General features: G+C 55.2%; 19 protein-coding genes and 1 tRNA gene. 10 read left to right on the forward strand and 10 right to left on the reverse strand.

Annotation, left to right across the window (positions count from 1 at the left end; all coding sequences use genetic code 11):
* Window positions 1-194: 194 nt before the first annotated feature.
* The 4 genes from proB to rplU all read right to left on the reverse strand — a co-directional run bounded on the left by proB (window position 195) and on the right by rplU (window position 3,144).
* A complete protein-coding gene (proB, locus tag AC0VXT_RS16905) occupies window positions 195-1,316 on the reverse strand; it encodes a glutamate 5-kinase (RefSeq protein ID WP_475546356.1) in 1,122 nt (373 codons plus the stop codon).
* Window positions 1,317-1,332: 16 nt separating this feature from the next.
* Window positions 1,333-2,370, reverse strand: a complete 1,038-nt coding sequence (gene obgE / locus AC0VXT_RS16910; RefSeq protein WP_475546357.1) for a GTPase ObgE — start codon at window positions 2,368-2,370, stop codon at window positions 1,333-1,335.
* Window positions 2,371-2,536: 166 nt separating this feature from the next.
* Window positions 2,537-2,797 (reverse strand): 50S ribosomal protein L27, encoded by a 261-nt coding sequence (rpmA, locus tag AC0VXT_RS16915; protein ID WP_022731156.1) that lies wholly within the window; start codon window positions 2,795-2,797, stop codon window positions 2,537-2,539.
* A gap of 35 nt (window positions 2,798-2,832) precedes the next feature.
* Complete coding sequence (gene rplU, locus AC0VXT_RS16920; protein WP_022731155.1) at window positions 2,833-3,144, reverse strand: 50S ribosomal protein L21; 312 nt, start codon at window positions 3,142-3,144, stop codon at window positions 2,833-2,835.
* Window positions 3,145-3,551: 407 nt separating this feature from the next.
* Here rplU and AC0VXT_RS16925 point away from each other — a divergent pair.
* Window positions 3,552-3,641: transfer RNA gene (locus AC0VXT_RS16925), tRNA-Ser, on the forward strand.
* Between the two features lie 76 nt (window positions 3,642-3,717).
* Here the strand turns inward: AC0VXT_RS16925 and mntR are convergent.
* Window positions 3,718-4,146, reverse strand: coding sequence for a manganese-binding transcriptional regulator MntR (mntR, locus tag AC0VXT_RS16930; protein ID WP_475546358.1), 429 nt, complete (start codon window positions 4,144-4,146; stop codon window positions 3,718-3,720).
* Between the two features lie 141 nt (window positions 4,147-4,287).
* On the opposite strand from mntR, the gene AC0VXT_RS16935 reads away from it, so the two are divergent.
* The 5 genes from AC0VXT_RS16935 to AC0VXT_RS16955 all read left to right on the forward strand — a co-directional run bounded on the left by AC0VXT_RS16935 (window position 4,288) and on the right by AC0VXT_RS16955 (window position 9,401).
* A complete protein-coding gene (locus tag AC0VXT_RS16935) occupies window positions 4,288-5,271 on the forward strand; it encodes a metal ABC transporter solute-binding protein, Zn/Mn family (protein ID WP_475546359.1) in 984 nt (327 codons plus the stop codon).
* 97 nt (window positions 5,272-5,368) lie between these two features.
* Window positions 5,369-6,169 (forward strand): metal ABC transporter ATP-binding protein, encoded by an 801-nt coding sequence (locus tag AC0VXT_RS16940; protein WP_475546360.1) that lies wholly within the window; start codon window positions 5,369-5,371, stop codon window positions 6,167-6,169.
* Window positions 6,170-6,217: 48 nt separating this feature from the next.
* Complete coding sequence (locus tag AC0VXT_RS16945; protein WP_475546361.1) at window positions 6,218-7,438, forward strand: metal ABC transporter permease; 1,221 nt, start codon at window positions 6,218-6,220, stop codon at window positions 7,436-7,438.
* Window positions 7,435-8,385 carry a metal ABC transporter permease gene (locus tag AC0VXT_RS16950; RefSeq protein WP_475546362.1) on the forward strand — a complete coding sequence of 317 codons (951 nt, stop codon included), beginning with the start codon at window positions 7,435-7,437 and terminating at the stop codon, window positions 8,383-8,385. Before AC0VXT_RS16945 ends, AC0VXT_RS16950 begins: the two co-directional genes overlap by 4 nt.
* Before the next feature lie 83 nt (window positions 8,386-8,468).
* Entirely contained in the window at window positions 8,469-9,401 is a 933-nt protein-coding gene (locus AC0VXT_RS16955) for a hypothetical protein (protein ID WP_475546363.1), read from the forward strand.
* 7 nt (window positions 9,402-9,408) lie between these two features.
* Here AC0VXT_RS16955 and AC0VXT_RS16960 read toward each other — a convergent pair whose 3' ends face one another.
* Window positions 9,409-10,479, reverse strand: a complete 1,071-nt coding sequence (locus AC0VXT_RS16960) for a siderophore-interacting protein (RefSeq protein ID WP_475546364.1) — start codon at window positions 10,477-10,479, stop codon at window positions 9,409-9,411.
* A gap of 201 nt (window positions 10,480-10,680) precedes the next feature.
* On the opposite strand from AC0VXT_RS16960, the gene AC0VXT_RS16965 reads away from it, so the two are divergent.
* From AC0VXT_RS16965 to AC0VXT_RS16980, 4 genes are all read left to right on the forward strand, one after another.
* The gene (locus AC0VXT_RS16965) at window positions 10,681-11,532 is read left to right on the forward strand and encodes a GNAT family N-acetyltransferase (protein WP_475546365.1); all 852 of its coding nucleotides are present in this window, start codon (window positions 10,681-10,683) and stop codon (window positions 11,530-11,532) included.
* A 361-nt stretch (window positions 11,533-11,893) separates the two neighbouring features.
* Window positions 11,894-12,664: a MotA/TolQ/ExbB proton channel family protein gene (locus AC0VXT_RS16970; RefSeq protein ID WP_475546366.1), complete on the forward strand. Its 771-nt coding sequence runs from the start codon at window positions 11,894-11,896 to the stop codon at window positions 12,662-12,664.
* Window positions 12,665-12,703: 39 nt separating this feature from the next.
* Window positions 12,704-13,636 carry an OmpA family protein gene (locus AC0VXT_RS16975; RefSeq protein WP_475546367.1) on the forward strand — a complete coding sequence of 311 codons (933 nt, stop codon included), beginning with the start codon at window positions 12,704-12,706 and terminating at the stop codon, window positions 13,634-13,636.
* Between the two features lie 93 nt (window positions 13,637-13,729).
* On the forward strand, window positions 13,730-15,202 hold the full coding sequence (locus tag AC0VXT_RS16980; protein ID WP_475546368.1) for a pentapeptide repeat-containing protein: 1,473 nt from the start codon (window positions 13,730-13,732) through the stop codon (window positions 15,200-15,202).
* Between the two features lie 4 nt (window positions 15,203-15,206).
* Here AC0VXT_RS16980 and AC0VXT_RS16985 read toward each other — a convergent pair whose 3' ends face one another.
* The 4 genes from AC0VXT_RS16985 to AC0VXT_RS17000 form a co-directional block, all read right to left on the reverse strand.
* Window positions 15,207-15,719, reverse strand: a complete 513-nt coding sequence (locus AC0VXT_RS16985) for a GNAT family N-acetyltransferase (RefSeq protein WP_475546369.1) — start codon at window positions 15,717-15,719, stop codon at window positions 15,207-15,209.
* A gap of 12 nt (window positions 15,720-15,731) precedes the next feature.
* Window positions 15,732-17,657: a DNA mismatch repair endonuclease MutL gene (gene mutL / locus AC0VXT_RS16990; RefSeq protein ID WP_475546370.1), complete on the reverse strand. Its 1,926-nt coding sequence runs from the start codon at window positions 17,655-17,657 to the stop codon at window positions 15,732-15,734.
* A gap of 114 nt (window positions 17,658-17,771) precedes the next feature.
* Window positions 17,772-19,103: a M16 family metallopeptidase gene (locus tag AC0VXT_RS16995; RefSeq protein ID WP_475546371.1), complete on the reverse strand. Its 1,332-nt coding sequence runs from the start codon at window positions 19,101-19,103 to the stop codon at window positions 17,772-17,774.
* 1 nt (window position 19,104) lies between these two features.
* On the reverse strand, window positions 19,105-20,529 hold the full coding sequence (locus tag AC0VXT_RS17000; RefSeq protein WP_475546372.1) for a M16 family metallopeptidase: 1,425 nt from the start codon (window positions 20,527-20,529) through the stop codon (window positions 19,105-19,107).
* Window positions 20,530-20,566: the final 37 nt, after the last annotated feature.

A 20,566-nucleotide genomic window follows, 5' to 3' on the forward strand; every position in this document is an offset into this window, starting at 1 on the left:
CGGATATTCCGGAACCCTATTGCAGATGAACGTCGCGCCGTCTCAAAGGGACATGGGCGTGCCGCAGACATCCGGCTTGAAACCCGGACAGGTGATGTCCGGGAATGGCAGCTTTGCGCTGTCAGACATGCGCATGCAGTCGCATTACCATCCGGACGCCAAATAACCCCAAACCGCGCTGACCTTAGAGCGTTTCACCCCTCTGCCACCACCAAATCATCCGAATGGATCACAGCATTTCCACGGGTAAAGCCAAGGGTGGCTTCGATATCGGCGGAGGCATGGCCCATCAATAGGCGGGTTTCTTCGGCACCGTAAGACGTGATGCCGCGTGCGACCTCATTGCCCTTGTCATCGAGCACGCGCACAGCGTCACCATGCTTAAAACCGCCATCAACGCCGCTGATTCCTGCTGCCAGAAGGTTTTTGCCAGCCCGCAGGGCCTTGGCCGCCCCGTCATCGACAATGATCGCACCGGGGGCCGACAGCGACGTTGCAATCCAGTGGCGGCGTGCGGCAAGCGGGCTTTCGCTGGGCAAAAAGACGGTATTGGGTCCACCTTCAAGCTGGGCCTTGAGCGGATGATAGATGGTGCCGCGCGCGATGATCATGCGGCAGCCCGATTTCATGGCGATTTCAGCCGCCTGCAATTTGGTCACCATGCCGCCCGAGCTATACATGGTCGGGGCAGCACCGGCCATGGCCATGATATCCGGGGTCAACTCGCGGACTTCGGGGATCAGTTTGGCATCCGGGTTCTTGCGCGGGTCGGCAGTATAAAGGCCATCGATATCGGACAACAACACAAGCGTATCGGCCGAGATCATATGCGCGACCTTGGCCCCCAGACGGTCATTATCGCCAAAGCGGATTTCTTCGGTCGCGACGGTATCGTTTTCGTTGATCAGGGGGACAGCACCGTGGGCGAGCAGCGCATTGAGTGTCCCGCGTGCATTGAGATAACGACGGCGGCCTTCCATATCCTCCAGCGTCACCAGCACCTGCGCCATGGTCAGGCCATTGCGACCAAGGGCCTCTTGCCAGACTTGTGACAGGCTGATTTGGCCAGTGGCGGCGGCGGCCTGTTTATCGGCCAAGCTGATGGTGCGGTGATCAAGCTGCAGCAAGCGTCGGCCCATGGCAATGGCACCACTGGAGACGACGATGACCTCTACCCCGCGTTCACGCAAAAGGGCGATGTCATCGGCCAGGGCTTCGAGCCAGGCACGGCGAAGCTTACCGGTGGTTTCATCAACCAGAAGGGCCGAGCCGACCTTGATGATCAGACGTTTTGCGTCCGCGAGTGCAGCCTGCATTTTTGAGACCCCGATCTTACGGTTGGTAGACGTTATCCCCGCGGCCTTCCATGGCGCGGCGTTCGCGCTCGCCATCGATATAGGCGCGGACTTCGCGGTGGATGTCCTGCACACCTTGCTGGGTCACACCTGAGACGACATAAACCTTTTTGCCAATGCCTTTTTCAAGGATCTCGCGCTGTTCTTCGACCATTTCGGGCAGAAGCTGATCGGCCTTGGACAGAACGACGATTTCGGGCTTATCGATCAGGATATCAGCATAGCCTTCGAGCTCTTCACGCACGGTCTGATAGGTTGCGACCGGGTCTTCCTCGGCACAGTCGATCAGGTGCAACAGAACTTCGCAGCGTTCGATATGGCCAAGGAACCGCGTGCCGATCCCCTTGCCTTCGGACGCACCTTCGATCAGACCGGGAATATCGGCCAGAACGAATTCAGTGTCATCCACACTGACCACGCCAAGCTGCGGATGCAGGGTGGTAAACGGGTAATCGGCGATTTTCGGACGTGCCTGCGATGATGCAGCGAGGAAGGTAGACTTTCCCGCGTTGGGGAGACCAACCAGACCGGCATCGGCGATCAGCTTCAGGCGCATCCAGACCCACATTTCCTCGGCTGGGAAGCCTTCTTCGGAACGGCGCGGGGCCTGATTGGTCGAGGATTTGAAACGCGCATTGCCACGCCCGCCGTCACCACCCCGACACAACAGGTGGGTTTGACCGGGTTTGAGCATATCGACAATCAGGGTTTCGCGGTCTTCGGCGAGGATCTGGGTGCCAACCGGGATCTTGATGGTGATGGAATTGCCCGAACGACCGGTGCGGTCGCGGCCCATGCCATGCATGCCGACTTCGGCCTTGAAATGCTGCTGATAGCGGAAATCAATCAGGGTATTGAGGTTTTCGACCGCCTCAAGAATAACGTCGCCGCCGCGCCCGCCATCACCGCCGTCCGGCCCGCCGAACTCGATATATTTTTCACGCCGGAAGCTTACGGCACCGGCACCGCCGCGGCCACTGCGCACATAAATCTTGGCTTGATCGAGAAACTTCATAACCGGTCCTTTGGGCAGCGCCCGTTTTTGTATTTGCGATCCCGGCGCGCAAAAAGGGCTGCGCTTCGACGGGAAGATAAATTCTATATTACATAAAACAAGGGAGGAATGATTGCTCATTCCTCCCTCGAAAATCTTGCTACGTATCGCGCAGCCGACGGGAGGCTTACGCCTCTGCCGGAACGATCGTTACGTAAGTACGACCCTTGTAGCCCGACTTGAACAGGACGGAACCGTTCACAGTCGCAAACAGGGTGTGGTCTTTGGCGAGGCCGACATTGTCACCGGCATGGAACTTGGTGCCACGCTGACGAACGAGGATGTTGCCTGCTACAACTGCCTGACCACCGAATTTTTTCACGCCGAGACGGCGACCTTCGGAGTCGCGACCGTTGCGCGAACTACCACCAGCTTTCTTATGAGCCATGAAACTCTCCTAAAACTGCATCTCAACCTGATAAATCAGGCGTTGATGTCCTTGATGCGCAGAACAGTCAGGTTCTGGCGATGACCATTTTTACGACGGTAGTTATGCCGACGCTTTTTCTTGAAAACGATCACCTTGTCGCCCTTGGCCTGTTCGAGAACTTCTGCGGTAACAGAAGCACCTTTGAGCAACGGAGCACCGACTTTTGGCGCGCCGTCGCCAGCAACCATGAGAACTTCTTCAAGTTTCACAGTGTCACCGGCCTGGGCAGCGATCTTTTCGACTTTGATAACGTCGTTGGCAGCAACTTTATACTGTTTGCCGCCAGTTTTGATGATTGCGTACATCTAAAACTTCCTGAAAAATCATTCTGGAATCAAAACGCGCGCTTCGGTGTCGCTGCTAACTGATACCGAACCGCTGCGAAGAACGGGTGAATTACCGTTTTTGGCCCCAAGAGTCAACTCCAAAGCGTGATGAGACGTCGGCTTTGGGATGGTTTGCGCGCATGGCAGCCCGGCGAACCGTGCGGCCATAATCCGCCGGGGAAATCCACCGCGCACTCAACCCGGCATTTGAGGCGCAAGCCGCCCGGACGTCAGCCCATCAGGAGCAACAAGGGCTGGATTGAGACAGCATGCACCGGCACGAGCTGGACGACGATCCAAAAGAGTTGGCCCAAAATGCGTTTTCTCTCTTGCATTCTGGCGCGAGGATGGGTAAACACCGCCTCGAACGCCAAGACCACACATGCGGAGAGGTGCCGGAGTGGTCGAACGGGGCGGTCTCGAAAACCGTTGTACTAGCAATAGTACCGTGGGTTCGAATCCCACCCTCTCCGCCATTTTCCTGCCTGATGAATACTTACCCAAATCTATTTGCTGTATTGAAGCAAACAATTGCAGCATTTAGTGCAGCGGCTACTTTCCCGAGAAGCGCTCAAACACCCTCAACGTCTCCTCACTCACATGATGCTCGATCCCTTCGGCATCAAACTCAGCAGTATCGGGATCTACGCCGATTGAGACGAGGAAATTATAGACGATCTGGTGGCGGTCGCGGCATTTTTTGGCGAGCGTTTCACCTTTTTCTGTCAGGAAAATTGAGCGGTATGGGCGTGAGGTGACAAAACCGTCGCGCTCGAGGCGTTTGATGGTGTTATTGACCGTGGCGGCCGTGACGCCGAAGCGTTCGGCAAGCGCGACAGAGCGGGCCTCGCCTTCTTCGGCGATCAAATCGCCAATCATTTCAACGTAATCTTCGGTGACCTCGCGGGCATGTGCGTCGCGCAGGCGGGCAAAGACTTCTGCCTTGTTATGGCGCGGGTTAAGTGCTGCTTTCTCGCCCATGGGTCTCTCCAAACAGTGTCCTTGAAATCTTCATAACAACTAAGTTCTTAAAAAGCAATTTAGCCTTGACTAACTTTAAAAGTCCGCACATAGATAGTGGGTATTCTATTGAATGATTTTAACTTGCTGCCGGGACCCGTCATGACCCTTCGAAATGTTGCACGCCGTATTTGCCTGATCGCCATCCTTGCTGTGTCTGTCCTTGCTGGCCTTGGTGCCACCGCTGGCATGGCCTTTGCCAAACCGCTGAATGTTGTCGCAACCACATCCATGATCGCCGATGCCGCCCGTCAGGTCGCGGGTGATCGGGCCGAGGTCACCGCCTTGATGGGCCCTGGGGTTGATCCGCATTCGTACCGTCAGACGCGCAGCGACATTGCCGCCATGGCGCGCGCTGATCTTGTCTTGTGGCACGGGCTGTATCTTGAAGCGCAGTTGGAAGAATTCTTCCTTGATCTCGAAAAACGTCGCAATGTGGTCGCAGTTGGCGAAGCCATCGACAAGAGCAAGCTTTTGAGCCATGCGGATTACGACGGCCGGTATGATCCACATGTCTGGATGGACCCACAGTTGTGGAAAACCGTGGTTGGGGCTGTACGTGATGCACTCATCAAAACCGATCCCGATGGCAAAGCGATCTATACCGCCAATGCCGACAAACACATTGCGGATATTGAAAAGCTGATTGGCTATATGAAGTCGGTCACCACGTCTGTTCCGGAAAAAAGCCGTGTGCTGTTGACCGCACATGATGCCTTTAGTTATTTCGGGCGCGGGTATGACTTTGAGGTTCTGGGTATTCAGGGCATTTCAACCGAATCTGAGGCCGGGCTGCGCCGGGTCGAAGAGCTGGTTAACATCATTGTTGATCGCAATATTTCCGCCGTGTTTGTCGAAAGCTCGGTGCCTGAGCGCAACGTCCGTGCCTTGATCGAAGGGGCCGAAGCCCGTGGGCAAAATGTCATCATCGGTGGTACACTGTTTTCCGATGCCATGGGGGAACCGGGCACTTATGAAGGCACCTATATCGGCATGATTGACCATAACACCACCCTGATCACCCGTGCACTGGGCGGGGATGCCCCCGAAGGCGGCATGCAGGGCAAGCTGGCGGCAAGCTCATAACGGCAAAACCATCCGTGCCAAATACGTAAAACGCTGATAAACCCAATGACCAAATGCACATACATTCGGATCACCGATCAAGAAACAAGGACATCTCATGGGCAATGCTGAACTGATTGCCGAGTCAGGAAAGATCGTTGATGTCGCGGGCAAGGACGCACCGTTGACCGTGCGCGGCCTGACGGTTTCCTATGGCAACAAACCGGCTGTTTTTTCCGTCAACGCCTCCATCCCTGCCAGATCGATGACCGCCATCATCGGCCCGAATGGGGCGGGGAAATCAACCTTTTTGAAAGGGGCGCTTGGCGTCGTACCGCGCCTGTCGGGTGAAGTGCGCATTTTTGGCAAACCGTTTCACGAGGCGCGCGATCGGGTGGCCTATGTGCCCCAACGCGCCAGCGTTGATTGGGATTTCCCTGCACGGGTGATTGATGTTGTTCTGATGGGGCTTTATGGATCGGTCGGTTTGTTCCGCCTATGGCGCGCACGCCACCGTGAACAGGCCATGGCCTGCCTTGACCGGGTCGGCATGAATGATTTTGCCGACCGGCAGATCGGCCAGCTTTCGGGCGGGCAGCAGCAACGTGTTTTTCTGGCCCGAGCACTGGCGCAGAACGCAGAATTTTACTTGCTTGATGAACCGTTCGCCGGGGTCGATGCCGCAACCGAACGCGCCATTGTATCGGTGCTTAAAGACCTTAAATCCGAGGGCCGCACGGTTGTCTGTGTGCATCATGATCTTTCGACCGTGCCGGAATATTTTGACCGGGTTTTGCTGATCAATGTGCGCCGCATCGCCGAAGGCCCGGTTGAGACGACCTTTACCGCCGAGAACCTTCAGGAAACCTATGGCGGGCGTCTTGCCGCCACCCATATCGACGAGTTGCGCCTCGCCTGATTGAGGCAGCCTGAGACAAGCAAAGCACGGTAACGCAAAGATCGCACCATGAGTTTTCTCGATTATTTCATAAGCGCCCTGTTGTTGCAGGCCGGATATAACAGCGCCCTTGTCGCGGTTGGTGCCGGGTTGCTTGGCCTGTCGGCGGGCAGTGCCGGGGCGTTTATTTTCCTGCGCAAACGCGCATTGGTGTCCGATGCGATCAGTCACGCCACCCTGCCTGGTGTCGGCTTGGCCTTTATGATCATGGTCGCCTTTGGGTCTGATGGCCGCTGGTTGCCGGGGTTGATCATTGGATCGGCGATTTCATCGGCGATTGGCCTGATCCTTGTGGAATGGATCACGCGCAAAACCCGACTGACCGAAGATGCGGCGATTGGTGCGGTGCTGTCGGTATTTTTCGGGTTTGGCATTGTTCTTTTGACCATAATCCAGACCATGTCATCAGGCCGTCAGGCTGGCCTTGAGAACTTCCTGCTGGGATCGACGGCGGGCATGCTGATATCCGAGGCCACCACCATTGCGGTTGCCGGTGCGCTTGCCGCTGCATTCGTCTTTTTGCTGCGCCGTCCGATGACGCTGGTGGCCTTTGATCCGGAATATGCCGCGACCACCGGGGTCAATGTGCGCAATATCGACCTTGCCATGATGGGCTTGGCCCTGATTGTTACCGTGATCGGGCTTAAGATCGTCGGATTGATCCTGATTGTCGCTCTTTTGATCATTCCGTCGGTCACCGCCCGGTTCTGGACCAATCAGGTCGGCCCGATGATCGGCATTTCAGCCCTAGTTGGCGGGGTATCGGGCTATATCGGCGCGGTTTTGTCCGCGGCCGAGGCCTCCATCCCCACCGGACCGATCATTGTGTTGGTGGCGTTTGGCTTTTTCATGATATCCGCATTGTTTTCCCCGTTACGTGGCGCACTGGCATCAGCGTTGCGCCATCAACGGTTTCAGCGCCGCGTCCATCGCCGTCAGGGACTCTTGGCCCTGTCGCGGCGTGAACCGATCTATGACGGATTGACCCTGCGCATTTTGCGCCGTTCTGGCATGATCCGGCGTGATGGGGTCGCGACCTTGCGCGGACGCACCGCATCGGAAAAGGCGTCGCGCGATGAGGCCCGCTGGGCCATGGCGCGCCGTATTCTGCCCGATGATTCAGCGATTGAACGCTATGACGGACTGACCCCGATTGAACGGATGATGACATCCGACCAGATTGCCGAAATCGACCGCATGCTTGCCGAGAAGCAAGGAGCATCCGCATGATCGACAATCTGATGACCGCCCTTGGGGCCGAGTTTGTCCAACTGAGCTTAACACCGATCCTGATTGGTATTCTGGCTGCTGTTGCCTGTGCGTTGCCGGGCAATTTCCTGTTGCTGCGTCGTCAGGCCCTGATCGGGGATGCGATCAGCCATGTGGTTTTGCCCGGTATCGTTGCGGCCTTCCTTGTCACCGGCACGATTACCGCGGTTCCGATGATGCTCGGTGCCGGGGCGGCCGCGATTGTCGCCGTGGTGATGATCGAGATTGTCAAACGTCTGGGTCGGGTTGAACCGGGTGCCGCCATGGGATTGGTGTTCACCACCCTTTTTGCCGCCGGTGTGCTGTTCCTTGAGGTCACCGACACGAGCTCTGTGCATATTGATGTGCAGCATGCGTTGGTTGGTAATCTTGAAAGCCTGATCTGGTTTGATGCAGAAGGCTGGCAGTCGCTTGTTGATCCAGCCGCCTTGGCGACCCTGCCACCGCAATTACCGCGTCTGGCGCTTGTTCTGGTTGGGATCGGATTGTTTGTTGTTCTGTTCTGGAAAGAACTTAAAATCTCGACCTTTGACGCCGCCTTTGCCGGGGCGATTGGTATTCGCACAGGACTTCTCAGCTTTGCACTGGTGGTGACCACAGCGATTGCCGCTGTGGCGGCCTTTGACGCGGTTGGCTCAATCATTGTGATTGCGATGTTTGTCTGCCCACCGGCAAGTGCGCGCCTGATGACCAATCAGCTTGGCCGACAGGTTGGCTGGTCGGTGGCGTTTGCGACGATGTCGGCCATTCTGGGCTATGTCTTTGCCGGATATGGGCCGGGATGGTTCGGCTCCCCCTATGCGGTCAGTGCGGCGGGCATGATTGCCACCATTTCAGGTGTGATCATGCTTTTGACCTGCCTGTTTGGCCCGCAACGCAAACGGATTGGCCAACAGGCTGAAGCATAATTCGTCCACCATATTGCCCCGCCGTTTTTACGGAAGGTAAATTTCTCCTCGCCCATGGGGGACGCATCGCACATACTTGACCGATGCCACGTGTTCGGGTTTTCAAGCATCTTGTGATGGTGATGTGCGTTCTGATGTCTTTTGCGACATCCGCACTGGCGCAAACCAATGGTGCGCCCGACCCTGTACTTGAACGGATCAAAACCGATCTTCAGGCATATGGCGATATTGATCTTTATGTGTTCAAGGATCGCCAAGCGTTTCTTACGATTATGGATGACACCCTTGGTCTGGAAAATATCGCCAGCCCGGAGAAGACATTTGCCAAACTGCCCCGGTCGCCCTTTGCCATCACCGGGCGGAAGAGTGGCAAGCAAATACCGTCCTGCCAGATTTTCGTGCCCGCCAATATCGCACCACAAAGTGGCAATGAGATTTTCGCCCAGTTGATGCGTGGGTGGTTTGGGCAATCTTTGACCTATCACAGCAGTGCCGAGCTGACGTTTGAGTGGCTGATCCACCATGAAGCGCGTCACTGTATGCCCGAACATTACGGGGACGGAGATACCAAAAGCCACGCCGACGAAGTTGATGCCGATATTTTCGCGTTCAACGCCCTGTCCGAAACGATCAGCACCCCCGACGGACTTGCGCACGATATCATCGCCTTTCGCATGGTAACGGCCGCCCTGTTTGCCGATGCCAGCCATATGACCGGCCTTTCGGTCAAATACAGGATTAAAAACATACAGCTGTCAGAGACCTTTACCCCTGATCAGGAAATTGCCGCGTTCAGGTCGGTACGGAAACTGGTTTTTGCCCGCGCACGGGCCCTGGCAACCGGGGTTAATCCGACAAATCGCGAACTGACACGCGCGGTAACCGAACTGCGCGAAGAAATAGACCAGGGCGGACTTAACCCCCCATCGCCTTTGGTTTCGGAAATCCTGATGGATCTCGATGATGCGATTGCACATCTCGCACCAAAGCTTCATCAGTCGGTTGCCACCCCTTAATCGTTAATTATCCTCGACCGGCCTTGCGCCAGAACGTCATGGCCAGACATTGATCACGCGTTAACCCGATATCCTTGCGCCAGTAGTTATGGATCGGTTTATAGTCATCCTGCTCTACCCCGGCCCAGCAATAGACGCTGTGTGCGTCCTTCGGGATGGAGATGACGCGCACAGCATCCTGAATGAGACTGTGTTCAACATCATCACCACAATCGCGTAACAACCAGCGGACTTCAATCGCACTGTCGGTGGCGATGTCGATGATGTCATCCTTGCTACCAGCCTCGATCATGGCATGGCCTTTGACGTGGGGCGGCATGGCATTAAGGTAGCGGCTGATTGCCGGCAGGGCGGTTTCATCCCCGGCGAACAACATCCAGTCCGCATCAGGCAATTCGTTGCCAAGCGGCCCGGTCATGGCGACCAGATCGCCTGTGCAAGCATGTATGGCAAAGGATGATCCCGGCCCATTATCGCCATGCACGACAAAATCAACATCCATCCAGCCCGCCGCAGCATCGATATCACGGATGGTATAGATGCGCTGTTCGATGGCATTTTCGCCATGAGGCCAGACCGGCATGCCGTTATCAGCAAGCGTTGGCCATTTTGGGGCCACCTGCCCGCGCGGTGGGATCAAAAGACGAATATGGATGCTGTCGGTATCATAGGCGGCAAGATCCGCCCCATGCAGCCTGATCCGGCGCATATGGGGCGAAAGATCGGTCACTTTTACGACGGTAAGTTCGCGAAAATTGGGCAGCTTGCCGTTGCTTTTCCCGGCCCCCTTCCAGCGGCAATCAAGATTTGCCTCAGGCAAGGCGCCCTGGAGCAGCGAAATGATCGCCGATTTCATCTGGATAACGCCAACGTCGCTGGTTGCGCCGACCTCAATATCCAAACCAGAATCGTTGCAGGCAAGGTGAACATGACCGATGGATACCGAAACCCTGATGGCGTTCGCATCGCCCTGCACATCGCAATCATGGCTTTTGTAATAGTCTGACGCGCGCGCGATGATCGCAGCACTATCAGGAAGGGTGATGCGGGTTTTGGCGGTTAAAACAGATGATGGCATGAGGCTCTCGACAGGATGAAAATGTATTGGTGAACACATACAACATTGAGAATAACACTGATAGTCATTCTTAACAAAATTTCTCATGAAATAGCAACTGCCATGCTAGGGTCGGGCCTATACATTTAGCCAAATCCATAGACCCACGCTGGCGCGCATGTGTATCGCCCGGCAAGCCCCTGAAAGTATAAAGACCCGACCATGATCGATAAAATCCGCCGTCTCAAACCGTCTGAGTTCACATTGGCCGTTGAATGGGCTGCCAAAGAAGGCTGGAATCCCGGCCATGCTGACGCCGAGGTATTTTTCAATACTGATCCTGAAGGCTTTTGGGGCGCGTTCGATAAAAGGGGGATGGCAGCGGTGATATCCGCCGTGCAGTACAGTTCCGATTTTGGATTTGTCGGATTTTATATCTGCCGCGAAGACCGCCGTGGATCGGGCCTTGGATACAAGTTGTGGCAAACGGTTTTAAAAGACAACCCGCTTAAAACCATCGGTCTTGATGGTGTTGTCGATCAGCAAGATAACTATCGTAAATCCGGTTTTGAATTTGCCCACCGCAATGTCCGATATGGCGGGGTCGTGAAGGCCCAAAGTCCGGAAAATGACGATCTGTTTGATCTGTTGATTGATGACATCGCCGTCATCAATGCGTTTGAGCAAACTTGCGAGCTGTTTGCCGAAAGCCGGATTGAATTCCTGCGCGGCTGGATCGGTGCTGAAAACCACACGGCGATTGCACTAAAGGGCCCAATGGGATTGCGCGGATATGGCGTTATTCGCCCCTGTGAAGAGGGTCACAAGGTCGGTCCGCTTTTTGCCCCAAACCCCAAAGATGCCAAGGTGCTGTTTGACGCCCTTTTGGCACGTCGCACCGATCAGGGCGGCAAAGTCTTTCTCGATGTGCCCGAACCCAATCAGGCGGCAATTGAGCTTGCCAGCAGCCACGGCATGCAACCTGAATTTGAGACGGCACGGATGTATAAAGGCCCGGCACCAGCACTTGATCTTGATATGACCTTTGGCATTTCATCGTTTGAATTAGGGTAATTATCCTTACGATGGGGTTGAGGCTTGGCTAAAAGTCTGGCAACAAACATTTAATGCCAAACGTATAGATCGACCTAACCTAATGCCGGAGCTTTACAGGCGGTTTGTAGTGTTCCCGGATCGATCACGTTTACTGGCGTAAAAAGTTGTCAGATTTTTTATGGAAAAAGGACGCCACAACCCCCAACTCTTTGAAAGGGGGACTAATCGACATTCAGGCCACAATCATAAACCTATGAAGACTTTTCGCCCGACATCTGTGACGCGACGCACCGCCTCGTCTATCCGGGGCACGGATTTATCTGCTGCGGCTGATCAGGTGATACAAAAACAGTCATAACGCTGGACACCAGAAACCGATATGGATATTGCGACACTCATTGGGATCCTTGCTGGATCGGGCGTTATTGTTGGCGCTATTTTGATCGGTGGTAATCTTGGTGCCTTTGTTGATGTGCCGTCTATCATGGTTGTGTTTGGCGGCACGGCGGCGGCAACCCTGATCAAGTTTCCGATGCGCGATGTGATCAAGTCACTCAAGATCGGCATCGGCATCGCCTTTAAGAACCCCAAGGAAGACCCGCTTTCGATCTATGAGAAAGCCATCGAACTTGCCGGTCTTGTCCGCAAAAACGGGTTGCTTGGTCTTGAAACAGCAGAAGTTGACAACGAGATCATGGCGCGTGGCATTCGCATGTGTGTGGATGGTCACAGCGGTGAAGTGATCCGAAGCTCGATCTCAAGCGAAGTTGAAAAATCCATTCAAAATGATGAGCTCGGGGAACTGATGTTCCGCGGGATCGGTGATACCGCGCCAGCATTTGGCATGATCGGCACATTGGTGGGTCTGGTGCAGATGCTGGCCAACCTGTCTGATCCTGATGCGATTGGTCCGGCGATGGCCATTGCCATGCTGACAACATTCTATGGTGCGGTACTTGCCAACCTGATTGCCCTTCCGATTGCTGACAAGCTGGCCCTTAAGGTTGACCGTCTGAAAAACACCAAACAATTGATCATTGAGTCTGTCGTTCAAATTCAGGGCAGCCAAAGCCCGATGGTGATGAAGGAAATTCTGGGTCCCTATTTGCCCGGTGGCGTCCCCAAAGATGCCGACGGCGATGGGGAATGATCATGGTACCTTCTTTCATCCGGAACATGGTGTAAGGCCATGGCAAAGAAACCCGCAGCAGGCGCCCCCGCATGGATGGCGACATTCGCCGATTTGATGTCGTTGCTGCTTGTTTTGTTTGTTCTGTTGCTGACCTTTGCTGAGATGGATGTGATCCGTTACAAGCAAATCGCAGGTTCGATCAAAGGTGCCTTTGGTTTTTCCAAGGAAGATCAGCTTGCCGGTGTAATTGAAATGGACGGGTCGATTGTTGGTAAGTCCTTAAAGGCACCAACGCCCGACACCCCGCGGGTTGTTGCAGAAATCCCCAAGGCCGAAACGCCAAAAGTCGAGATCGATCAGACCGACAGCAAAGAAGAAAAAGCCGAGGCACTTGAAGAAACACTCAGCACCGTTCTTGAAAACATGGGGCTGAGCGATCAAGTCGGGCTGGAACGCATTGATGGCGATGTGATCGTCAGCTTTCCAAATGAGCTGGCCTTTCCGTCGGGCTCTTCGGGCATGACAGAAGAATTCGCCGCCGTCCTGAACCGCGTTACGCCCGTGATCAATCAGACTGACGGTGAAGTTCATATCGCAGGTCACACCGATAATATTCCCGTTTCGTCTTCCTCTCCCTATATATCAAACTGGGACCTTTCCGCCGCACGGGCGACAGCCGTTTTGCATCACATGATTGATCAGAACGGCACGGAGCCGTCACGAATGGTCATTCAGGGATATGGTGACAGCCGTCCGATTGCGACAAATGACACCCCGGAAGGGAGATCACAAAACCGTCGGGTTGCGATCACCATCGAAATGGTCGAAAGCAACAAACCAGATGGGGCGACAAATGGCAGTGCTGCACCCACCGGTCAGAATGAAGAAGATCCTGCCCAAAGTGAAAGCTCGGCCCAAGACGGCCCAACAACGCCCGAAGAAGCCTCGACAACAAGGCGTCGAACCTTCAGCATTCCGGGGAACCAGTGATCGGCATATTTAACCAACTGCGCAGTGAACCGCGTGGCAAGGACGACATCAGCGCTGCTTAACGCGGTTGGCAACAATAGGAATTCACGCATCATGACGATGCAAGAGAACAACAATAAAACGATCCTGTATGCCGACTACAGCGAACGCAACATTCGTTCCGCTAAGGAAGCGATTGATCCGCTTGGATTTGGCGACTTCATTCGCTGCGACGACCGTGAAAAGACCGTTGAACTTGTGAGTTCCTTAAAGCCCGACATCGTTCTGGTTGGTCTTTATCTTGATGGCATGCGCGGCATTTCGACCATCCGTTCGATCCGCGAAAGCATCACGGCCACCAACCGCCACGGTAAGGATGTCACCATCCTGCTTGGTGCGCCAAAACTTGACCGTCGCGCCATGCGTGAGGCCGTTGATGCCGGTATAGAAGGCATCTTCCGCCAGCCTGTTGATCCGGCACGGTTGCGCAAGATCATTACATCCGTGATGAAAAAGCCGCGCCGGTTTGTTCTTCAAGATGATTACTTCGGTCCCGCACGGCCACAGGACTTGGCCAAAGACGACACCGTACCGTCACCCGAAGACGAAAGTGTTTCAGAAACCAAGAAGCGTCGGCACAGCGACAAGGCCCGCGCACCGGCATCTGCGTCCGTCACGATTAAACCAAATGGCCGACGCCGCAGCGATACTGCTGTGAAACCTGAGCCAACATCCCTGCCAGACAGCACGAACAAACAAACCTTTGATGATGGCGAACTTGCCGGAATTGCTAATCAAGACAAGGAATCTCTTGATGCCCGCAACATCAAAGCGGCAATTGCCGCGCGCGCGCTTTTAAAACCAGATCCTGTGCCCCAAAAGCCAAAGCCGAAATCAAAACCACAGAAGGTCGCGGCGGAAACCACAGAAGCCGAAGAAGACACAGTCCCCGTTGCAGCAAGTCCAAAAGAACTCGCCAAAGAAGAACCAGTCCCTGCGTCTGTCTCAAAACAGGCCGACGTTGCCGGTGAGCGTGAGGTTGAGGTTGAAGCCGAGCCCGAGATTGATGAAGAGGAGCTTGTTGAAATTGATCTGCAAGCAGCCCTTGTGGATCACAAGCTTTGGGTCGATACCGGCGGTAAGGAAGGGTCGGTCATGGCAATTGAACATGCCAATTTGCGCGATGCTGATCTTGAAGGCATTGATCTTAGCCGATGCGGCCTTCGTTTTGCGTCTTTCAGAAACGCCAATTGCAAGAATGCGGTTCTTCGACGGTGTGACCTGACCGCGGCTGACTTTGTTGAAAGTAACCTTGAAAGTGCCAATCTTGCCGCCAGCCGTTTATCCGGCGCACGGTTTAACGAGGCGACGCTGCGCAATACCGTGTTTCTGGGGTCCGATCTATCCAATGCCTGCTTTAAGGGCATGCATCTGATCAATTGTGATCTCAGCGGCACGAACCTTGCCGGGGCGGATTTCAGGGATGCGGATTTAAGCGGTGCCAATGGCTTGTTTGCCGAACAGATCCAGCGTGCCCGCGTCAACACCAACACCCGCCTGCCCCGCAATTTGAAACTGCGCAGTTAATCGCTTAAAGCTCGCAGACCATATGTAAGCTTGGAAACGTAAAGTCCGATGCAAAGGGGGCTTCAAACGTCCCAATAACTTCAAAGCCAAGCTTTTCGTAGAACCTGCGTGCAGACAGGGTTGAATAGCATTCAAACCGAGTTGCCGTATGGGCCACCTTCGCATCATGTACGCAGCGATCAAAAAGCACCTTTCCCAACCCCTGACAGGTAAACTCCGGATCAACGGCAAAATGGCGTACATGCACCAATCCCGGCTGAACTGGCTGTTCCGAAGCTCCGGGGCGTACGGCGGTCCATCCACCTGCCGCGATCACGCGCTTGCCTGTTTCCTTTACCAGATAATAACTGCCCGACGACATTAATTCTGGCTTGGCAAAAGACAGAAATGGCATGGCGCGAGCAAGAATATCCGGCGCGTAGTCGTCTTTAAGAAGCTGGGAATAAGACCGGGTAAACAACGCACTGATCGCATCAGCATCTGACAGGGATGCGATTTCAACGATGCGATCGGTCATTGGTTTTAATCCTTATCGGCGGCCAAACATCTTTTCGATGTCATGGAGTTTCAGTTCAACATAGGTCGGGCGACCGTGATTGCATTGCCCGGAATGCGGGGTGGCTTCCATTTGGCGCAGCAACGCATTCATTTCGTCGGCATTAAGCTTACGGCCAGATCGTACCGATCCGTGGCACGCCATGGTCGCACAGACATACATCAGCCGGTCTTTAAGCAACATGCCCTGCCCCAGTTCGGCAATTTCATCGGCCATATCACGTACAAGCGATGCCACATCCACCTTGCCCAGCATGGCGGGCACTTCGCGGACAACAATCGCACCGGGGCCAAACGGCTCGATCACCAACCCAAGTTCGGCAAATTCGTCGGCCCGGTCGCCTATGCGATCTGCCGATGCCTCGTCAAGCTCGACCACCTCGGGCAACAACAATCCCTGTCGCTTGACCCCGCTTTCGGCCAAGTCGGCCTTCATCCGTTCATAAACAATACGTTCATGGGCGGCATGTTGATCGACAATCACCAAGCCGTCGCGGGTTTGCGCGATGATATAATTGGCATGCACCTGCCCGCGCGCCGCCCCCAAGGGATGGTCGACAAACTTGGTGTCATCGGTCATGTCAACACGTGCCGATGGCCCGACACCGTCATAGCCCCCCGCAAGGGCGGCGGCAGCAGCAGCGGCAAAGCCACCATTCGCGTCCGGTGCACCGCCAAAATCGCGTCCACGATCAAAAAGCCCGCCATAGCCCGGCGATTGGGCGGCATAGTTGCGTTCTATTGCCGCGTGACTGGGGGTGTTGGCCTGATATTGGCCGATGTTAAAACCACCGCCGCCAGATGATCGCGCCCCGCCACCATAGGGCAGACTTGGTCCTTCCCCTTCGCGGCGAGCGGCCCCCAGCGCCATATCAGCCACCGTGGTGGATGCCCGGTGCCCGGCACCGGCCAGCGCATGTTTAAGTGCGCCGACAATCAGGCCGCGCACCATGCCCGGATCGCGAAAACGCACTTCGGTCTTGCCCGGATGGACGTTAACGTCAACATCACGCGGGCTAAGTTCAAAGAACAATGCAAGTAACGGATGACGATCGCGTGCCAGGAAATCCTGATAGGCGCCACGCACAGCACCTTGCAACAATCTGTCCTTAACCGGACGGCCATTGACGAACAAAAACTGCATCTGCGCATTGCCACGGTTTAAGGTCGGCACCCCGGCATAGCCGGTCAGTTTGATGCCTTCGCGTTCGGCATTGATCTGAAGCGCATTATCCTGAAATTCGCGCCCCATCACCGCACCAAGACGTTTAAGCCGCGCATCGAACAGATCACCTTCGCAGGCCGGATAATTCAGGATCGATTTGTTGTTATCGCCCGACAGGGTAAAGCCGACATCGGGCCGCGCCATCGCCAGGCGGTCCATGATTTCACGGGCATACATTTGCTCGGTGCGCGCGGTTTTTAAAAACTTCAGCCGTGCCGGGGTGGCGTAAAACAGATCGCGCACCTCAACCCGCGTACCATATGGATGGGCTGCTGGTTCGGGCTCCCCCTTGGCCCCGCCTTCGATCAAAAGTGTCCATGCGTTTTCCGCACCGCGCACCCGGCTGGTCAGGCGCATCCGCGAGACAGAGCCAATCGACGGCAAGGCTTCACCGCGAAACCCCATAAAGCCGATATTGAAAAGATCATCATCGGGCAGCTTTGACGTCGCGTGGCGTTCGACCGACAGGGCGAGTTCCTCGGGCGTCATGCCCTTGCCGTCATCAGTGATCGACAAAAGCGTGCGCCCACCATCGCGCAGATTGACGTCCACCCGCGTCGCCCCGGCATCCAGCGCATTTTCCACCAGTTCCTTGAGCGCGGCCGCAGGCCGTTCGACCACCTCACCGGCGGCAATCTGATTGATCAGGTTCTGGGGCAGGACGCGCAGGGTCATGTGGGCGATGCTCGTAATCTTGATGTGTTGATCTTGGTTGGATTGAACCTATCAAAGCACAAAGCGCGGCGAAATCTCTTTCGCCGCGCTTTGATCATTTAGATTGTTCTCGCGTTAGAAAGCCAGATCCCCTTCGGGCTTACCGACCACTGTTACAGTAACATTGGCCGGGTCCATCAGTTCACCCGCCACCCGGTTGACGTCATCAAGCGTGACAGCATCAACAAGGCTGTTGCGTCGATCAAGGAAGTCCTTACCGAGGTCTTCTTTCTGCATGCCGACCAGCATGCCCGACAGATTGCCAAGACTGGTAAAGCGCAGCGGGAAGGCGCCGGTCAGATAGGACTTGGCGTTATCGAGTTCTTCCTGTGACACGCCGCTGTCCTTCATCTTGGTCCATTCGGTGCTGATCAGTGACAGGCTTTGCCCAATCGCGTCATTGCGCGTGGCAACCCCGCCCATCATCATTTCCGCATGATCAAGATCGGCCAGATAGCTGTAAACGCCATAGGCAAGCCCGCGCGTCTCACGGACTTCTTCGGTCAGGCGCGACGCGAAGCCACCGCCGCCAAGGATGTAATTCATCACATAGGCGGCATAGAAATCAGGATCGGTACGTTTGATGCCTTTTTGGCCCCAGATCGCCTGACTTTGCGGGATGTCTTGCTCCACCACATCCACCGCACCGAATGTCGGTGTGACGTCGGCAATCGCCGGAAGATCGGCATGATCGGGCAGACTGCCGAATGCCTCATCCAGCAACGGGCCCAGCTCATCGGCCGTAATATCGCCCGCCACCCCAATGATCAGGTTGTCCTTGGCAAAGGCATGACGGACAAAGCCTAGGAAGTCATTGGCGTTAAGCGATGCCACGGTATCAAAATTGCCTGATACCGGACGGGCATAGGGATGATCACCAAAGATCGATTTAAAGAACGTCCGGCTGGCAATATCGCCCGGGTCATTTTCCGCACTTTTCAAGCCCGAAACGATTTGCGCACGAATGCGTTCAATTGCTTCATCGTCAAAGCGTGGCTCGGACAGCGCCAGACGCAACAGATCAATCGCCGTATCGCGTTCGCGGGTCAAGGTCACCAGCGACCCGGCGAAATCATCGCGCCCGGCATCAAAAGACAGACTGATCGAGCGGTTTTCCATTTCACCGCGGAAGGTTTGGCTGTCCATTTCGCCCGCCCCTTCGTCAATCAGCCCCGACACCATGTTGGCCAGACCAAGCTTACCATCGGCATCGGTTGCAGCCCCAGCACCGGTAAAGGCAATGTCCATGGTCATCAGCGGATTGAGATGATCCTCGATCAACCAGGCCCGAATGCCGCCGTCAGAAACAACTTCTTGTACTTCGACGGCTTTGGCCTGACTTACCAGACCAAAGGTCGCAAAGGCGGCAACGGTCAGTCCGGCAATGTGTTTTGTAAAATGGTTCATATCAATGTACTCCCCCGCCGGAATCCAGTGGAATAGCGGGACCACTGCCCGATACAGGGCCTCCTTCGGGTGGCATCAACCAGCCGGTGACAGATTGTTTGTCATTAAAGACGTGCTTGGCAGCTTCGTTGACCTGATCAACCGTGACGGCTGAAATCCGGTCTGGCCAGCTTTCGACCTGATCGACGGTTAAACCAACCGCAAGTGACTGACCCAGCACGCGCGCGCCAGCCGATAGGGAATCACGGGCAAAGACCGCACTATCCAGAAGCTTCTGTTTGGCACGGTCGAGTTCATCTTCGGTCACGCCATCGGTTTTGAGCTTGGCAATCTGATCATCAACCGCCTTTTCAAGATCGGCCAACTCGCCATCGCCGCGTGGCACGGCATAAAGCCCGAAGCTTGCCAGGTTGACAGCCACCGGGTCATAGAAGGTCCCGACACTTGAGGCAATCGACTGATCGACAACCAATGCCTTGAAGAAACGGCTGGTCGTGCCCGATCCAATGATCTCGCTTAAAACCTCAAGCGGGGCCGCGTCAGCCGCGTTTTCAGAGTTATAAGATGGTGCCAGGTAATAGCGCGACATGGAGGCCTGACCAACGCGCGGATCACGCATGGTGACCTTGCGCGGGGCATGCTGGACCGGTTCCTTGACCCGGTGACGGGTGGAAACGTCGCCGCGCGGGATGACGCCATAGTATTTTTTGGCCATCGGCAGCAATTCATCCATCGTGATGTCGCCAGCCACCACCAGAATGGCGTTATTGGGGGCGTACCATTCGTGATAGAAATCAAGCGCGTCCTTGGTCAACAGCTGCTCCATTTCATTCATCCAGCCAATGATCGACCGACCATAGGGATGCGCCATATAAAGGGCTGCGCGCATCTGCTCGCCCAGAAGGGCGCCCGGATTGTTATCGATCCGCGACCTGCGTTCTTCGATGATGACATCGCGTTCCGGTAGGACAACATCATCAGACAACTGTAAATTCGCCATCCGGTCGGCTTCCATCTTCATCACCAGATCAAGACGGTCACGTGCGATATTCTGGAAATAGCCGGTGTAGTCCCACGAGGTAAATGCATTGTCATTGCCGCCATTGCGCGCAACGATCTTGGAAAAGTCACCCGGTGCAATGTCATTCGTGCCCTTGAACATCAGGTGTTCAAGAAAATGCGCAATGCCCGAAATCCCGGTCTGTTCGTCAGCCGAGCCAACCTTATACCAGACCATCTGGGTGACGACGGGGGCACGGTGGTTTTCCACCAGCACCACCTGCATACCGTTATCAAGGGTTACGGTTTGCGGATTGAAAACCGCCGCCTGTGACAGATGCGGTATTATGACCATCATCACAGCGGCCAGCATCGACGCCGTCACAGGCGTGCGTGCAAACATTACGGATAGTGTCGGAATTTTCATTATGTCATCCCATTCCATCAGGCATGGTGGTGCAAAC

It is taken from the genome of Thalassospira sp. Z349TD_5 (assembly GCF_056173045.1).

Coding starts and splice junctions, on each gene's coding strand:
- AC0VXT_RS16960 (WP_475546364.1), bottom strand. CDS start 10,479: ATGCCATCATCTGTTTTAACCGCCAAAACCCGCATCACCCTTCCTGAT.
- AC0VXT_RS16935 (WP_475546359.1), top strand. CDS start 4,288: ATGACCCTTCGAAATGTTGCACGCCGTATTTGCCTGATCGCCATCCTT.
- obgE (WP_475546357.1), bottom strand. CDS start 2,370: ATGAAGTTTCTCGATCAAGCCAAGATTTATGTGCGCAGTGGCCGCGGC.
- mntR (WP_475546358.1), bottom strand. CDS start 4,146: ATGGGCGAGAAAGCAGCACTTAACCCGCGCCATAACAAGGCAGAAGTC.
- AC0VXT_RS16980 (WP_475546368.1), top strand. CDS start 13,730: ATGACGATGCAAGAGAACAACAATAAAACGATCCTGTATGCCGACTAC.
- AC0VXT_RS16940 (WP_475546360.1), top strand. CDS start 5,369: ATGGGCAATGCTGAACTGATTGCCGAGTCAGGAAAGATCGTTGATGTC.
- mutL (WP_475546370.1), bottom strand. CDS start 17,657: ATGACCCTGCGCGTCCTGCCCCAGAACCTGATCAATCAGATTGCCGCC.
- AC0VXT_RS16950 (WP_475546362.1), top strand. CDS start 7,435: ATGATCGACAATCTGATGACCGCCCTTGGGGCCGAGTTTGTCCAACTG.
- AC0VXT_RS16945 (WP_475546361.1), top strand. CDS start 6,218: ATGAGTTTTCTCGATTATTTCATAAGCGCCCTGTTGTTGCAGGCCGGA.
- AC0VXT_RS16975 (WP_475546367.1), top strand. CDS start 12,704: ATGGCAAAGAAACCCGCAGCAGGCGCCCCCGCATGGATGGCGACATTC.
- rpmA (WP_022731156.1), bottom strand. CDS start 2,797: ATGGCTCATAAGAAAGCTGGTGGTAGTTCGCGCAACGGTCGCGACTCC.
- AC0VXT_RS16995 (WP_475546371.1), bottom strand. CDS start 19,103: ATGAACCATTTTACAAAACACATTGCCGGACTGACCGTTGCCGCCTTT.
- rplU (WP_022731155.1), bottom strand. CDS start 3,144: ATGTACGCAATCATCAAAACTGGCGGCAAACAGTATAAAGTTGCTGCC.
- AC0VXT_RS16985 (WP_475546369.1), bottom strand. CDS start 15,719: ATGACCGATCGCATCGTTGAAATCGCATCCCTGTCAGATGCTGATGCG.
- AC0VXT_RS16965 (WP_475546365.1), top strand. CDS start 10,681: ATGATCGATAAAATCCGCCGTCTCAAACCGTCTGAGTTCACATTGGCC.
- proB (WP_475546356.1), bottom strand. CDS start 1,316: ATGCAGGCTGCACTCGCGGACGCAAAACGTCTGATCATCAAGGTCGGC.
- AC0VXT_RS16970 (WP_475546366.1), top strand. CDS start 11,894: ATGGATATTGCGACACTCATTGGGATCCTTGCTGGATCGGGCGTTATT.
- AC0VXT_RS16955 (WP_475546363.1), top strand. CDS start 8,469: ATGCCACGTGTTCGGGTTTTCAAGCATCTTGTGATGGTGATGTGCGTT.
- AC0VXT_RS17000 (WP_475546372.1), bottom strand. CDS start 20,529: ATGAAAATTCCGACACTATCCGTAATGTTTGCACGCACGCCTGTGACG.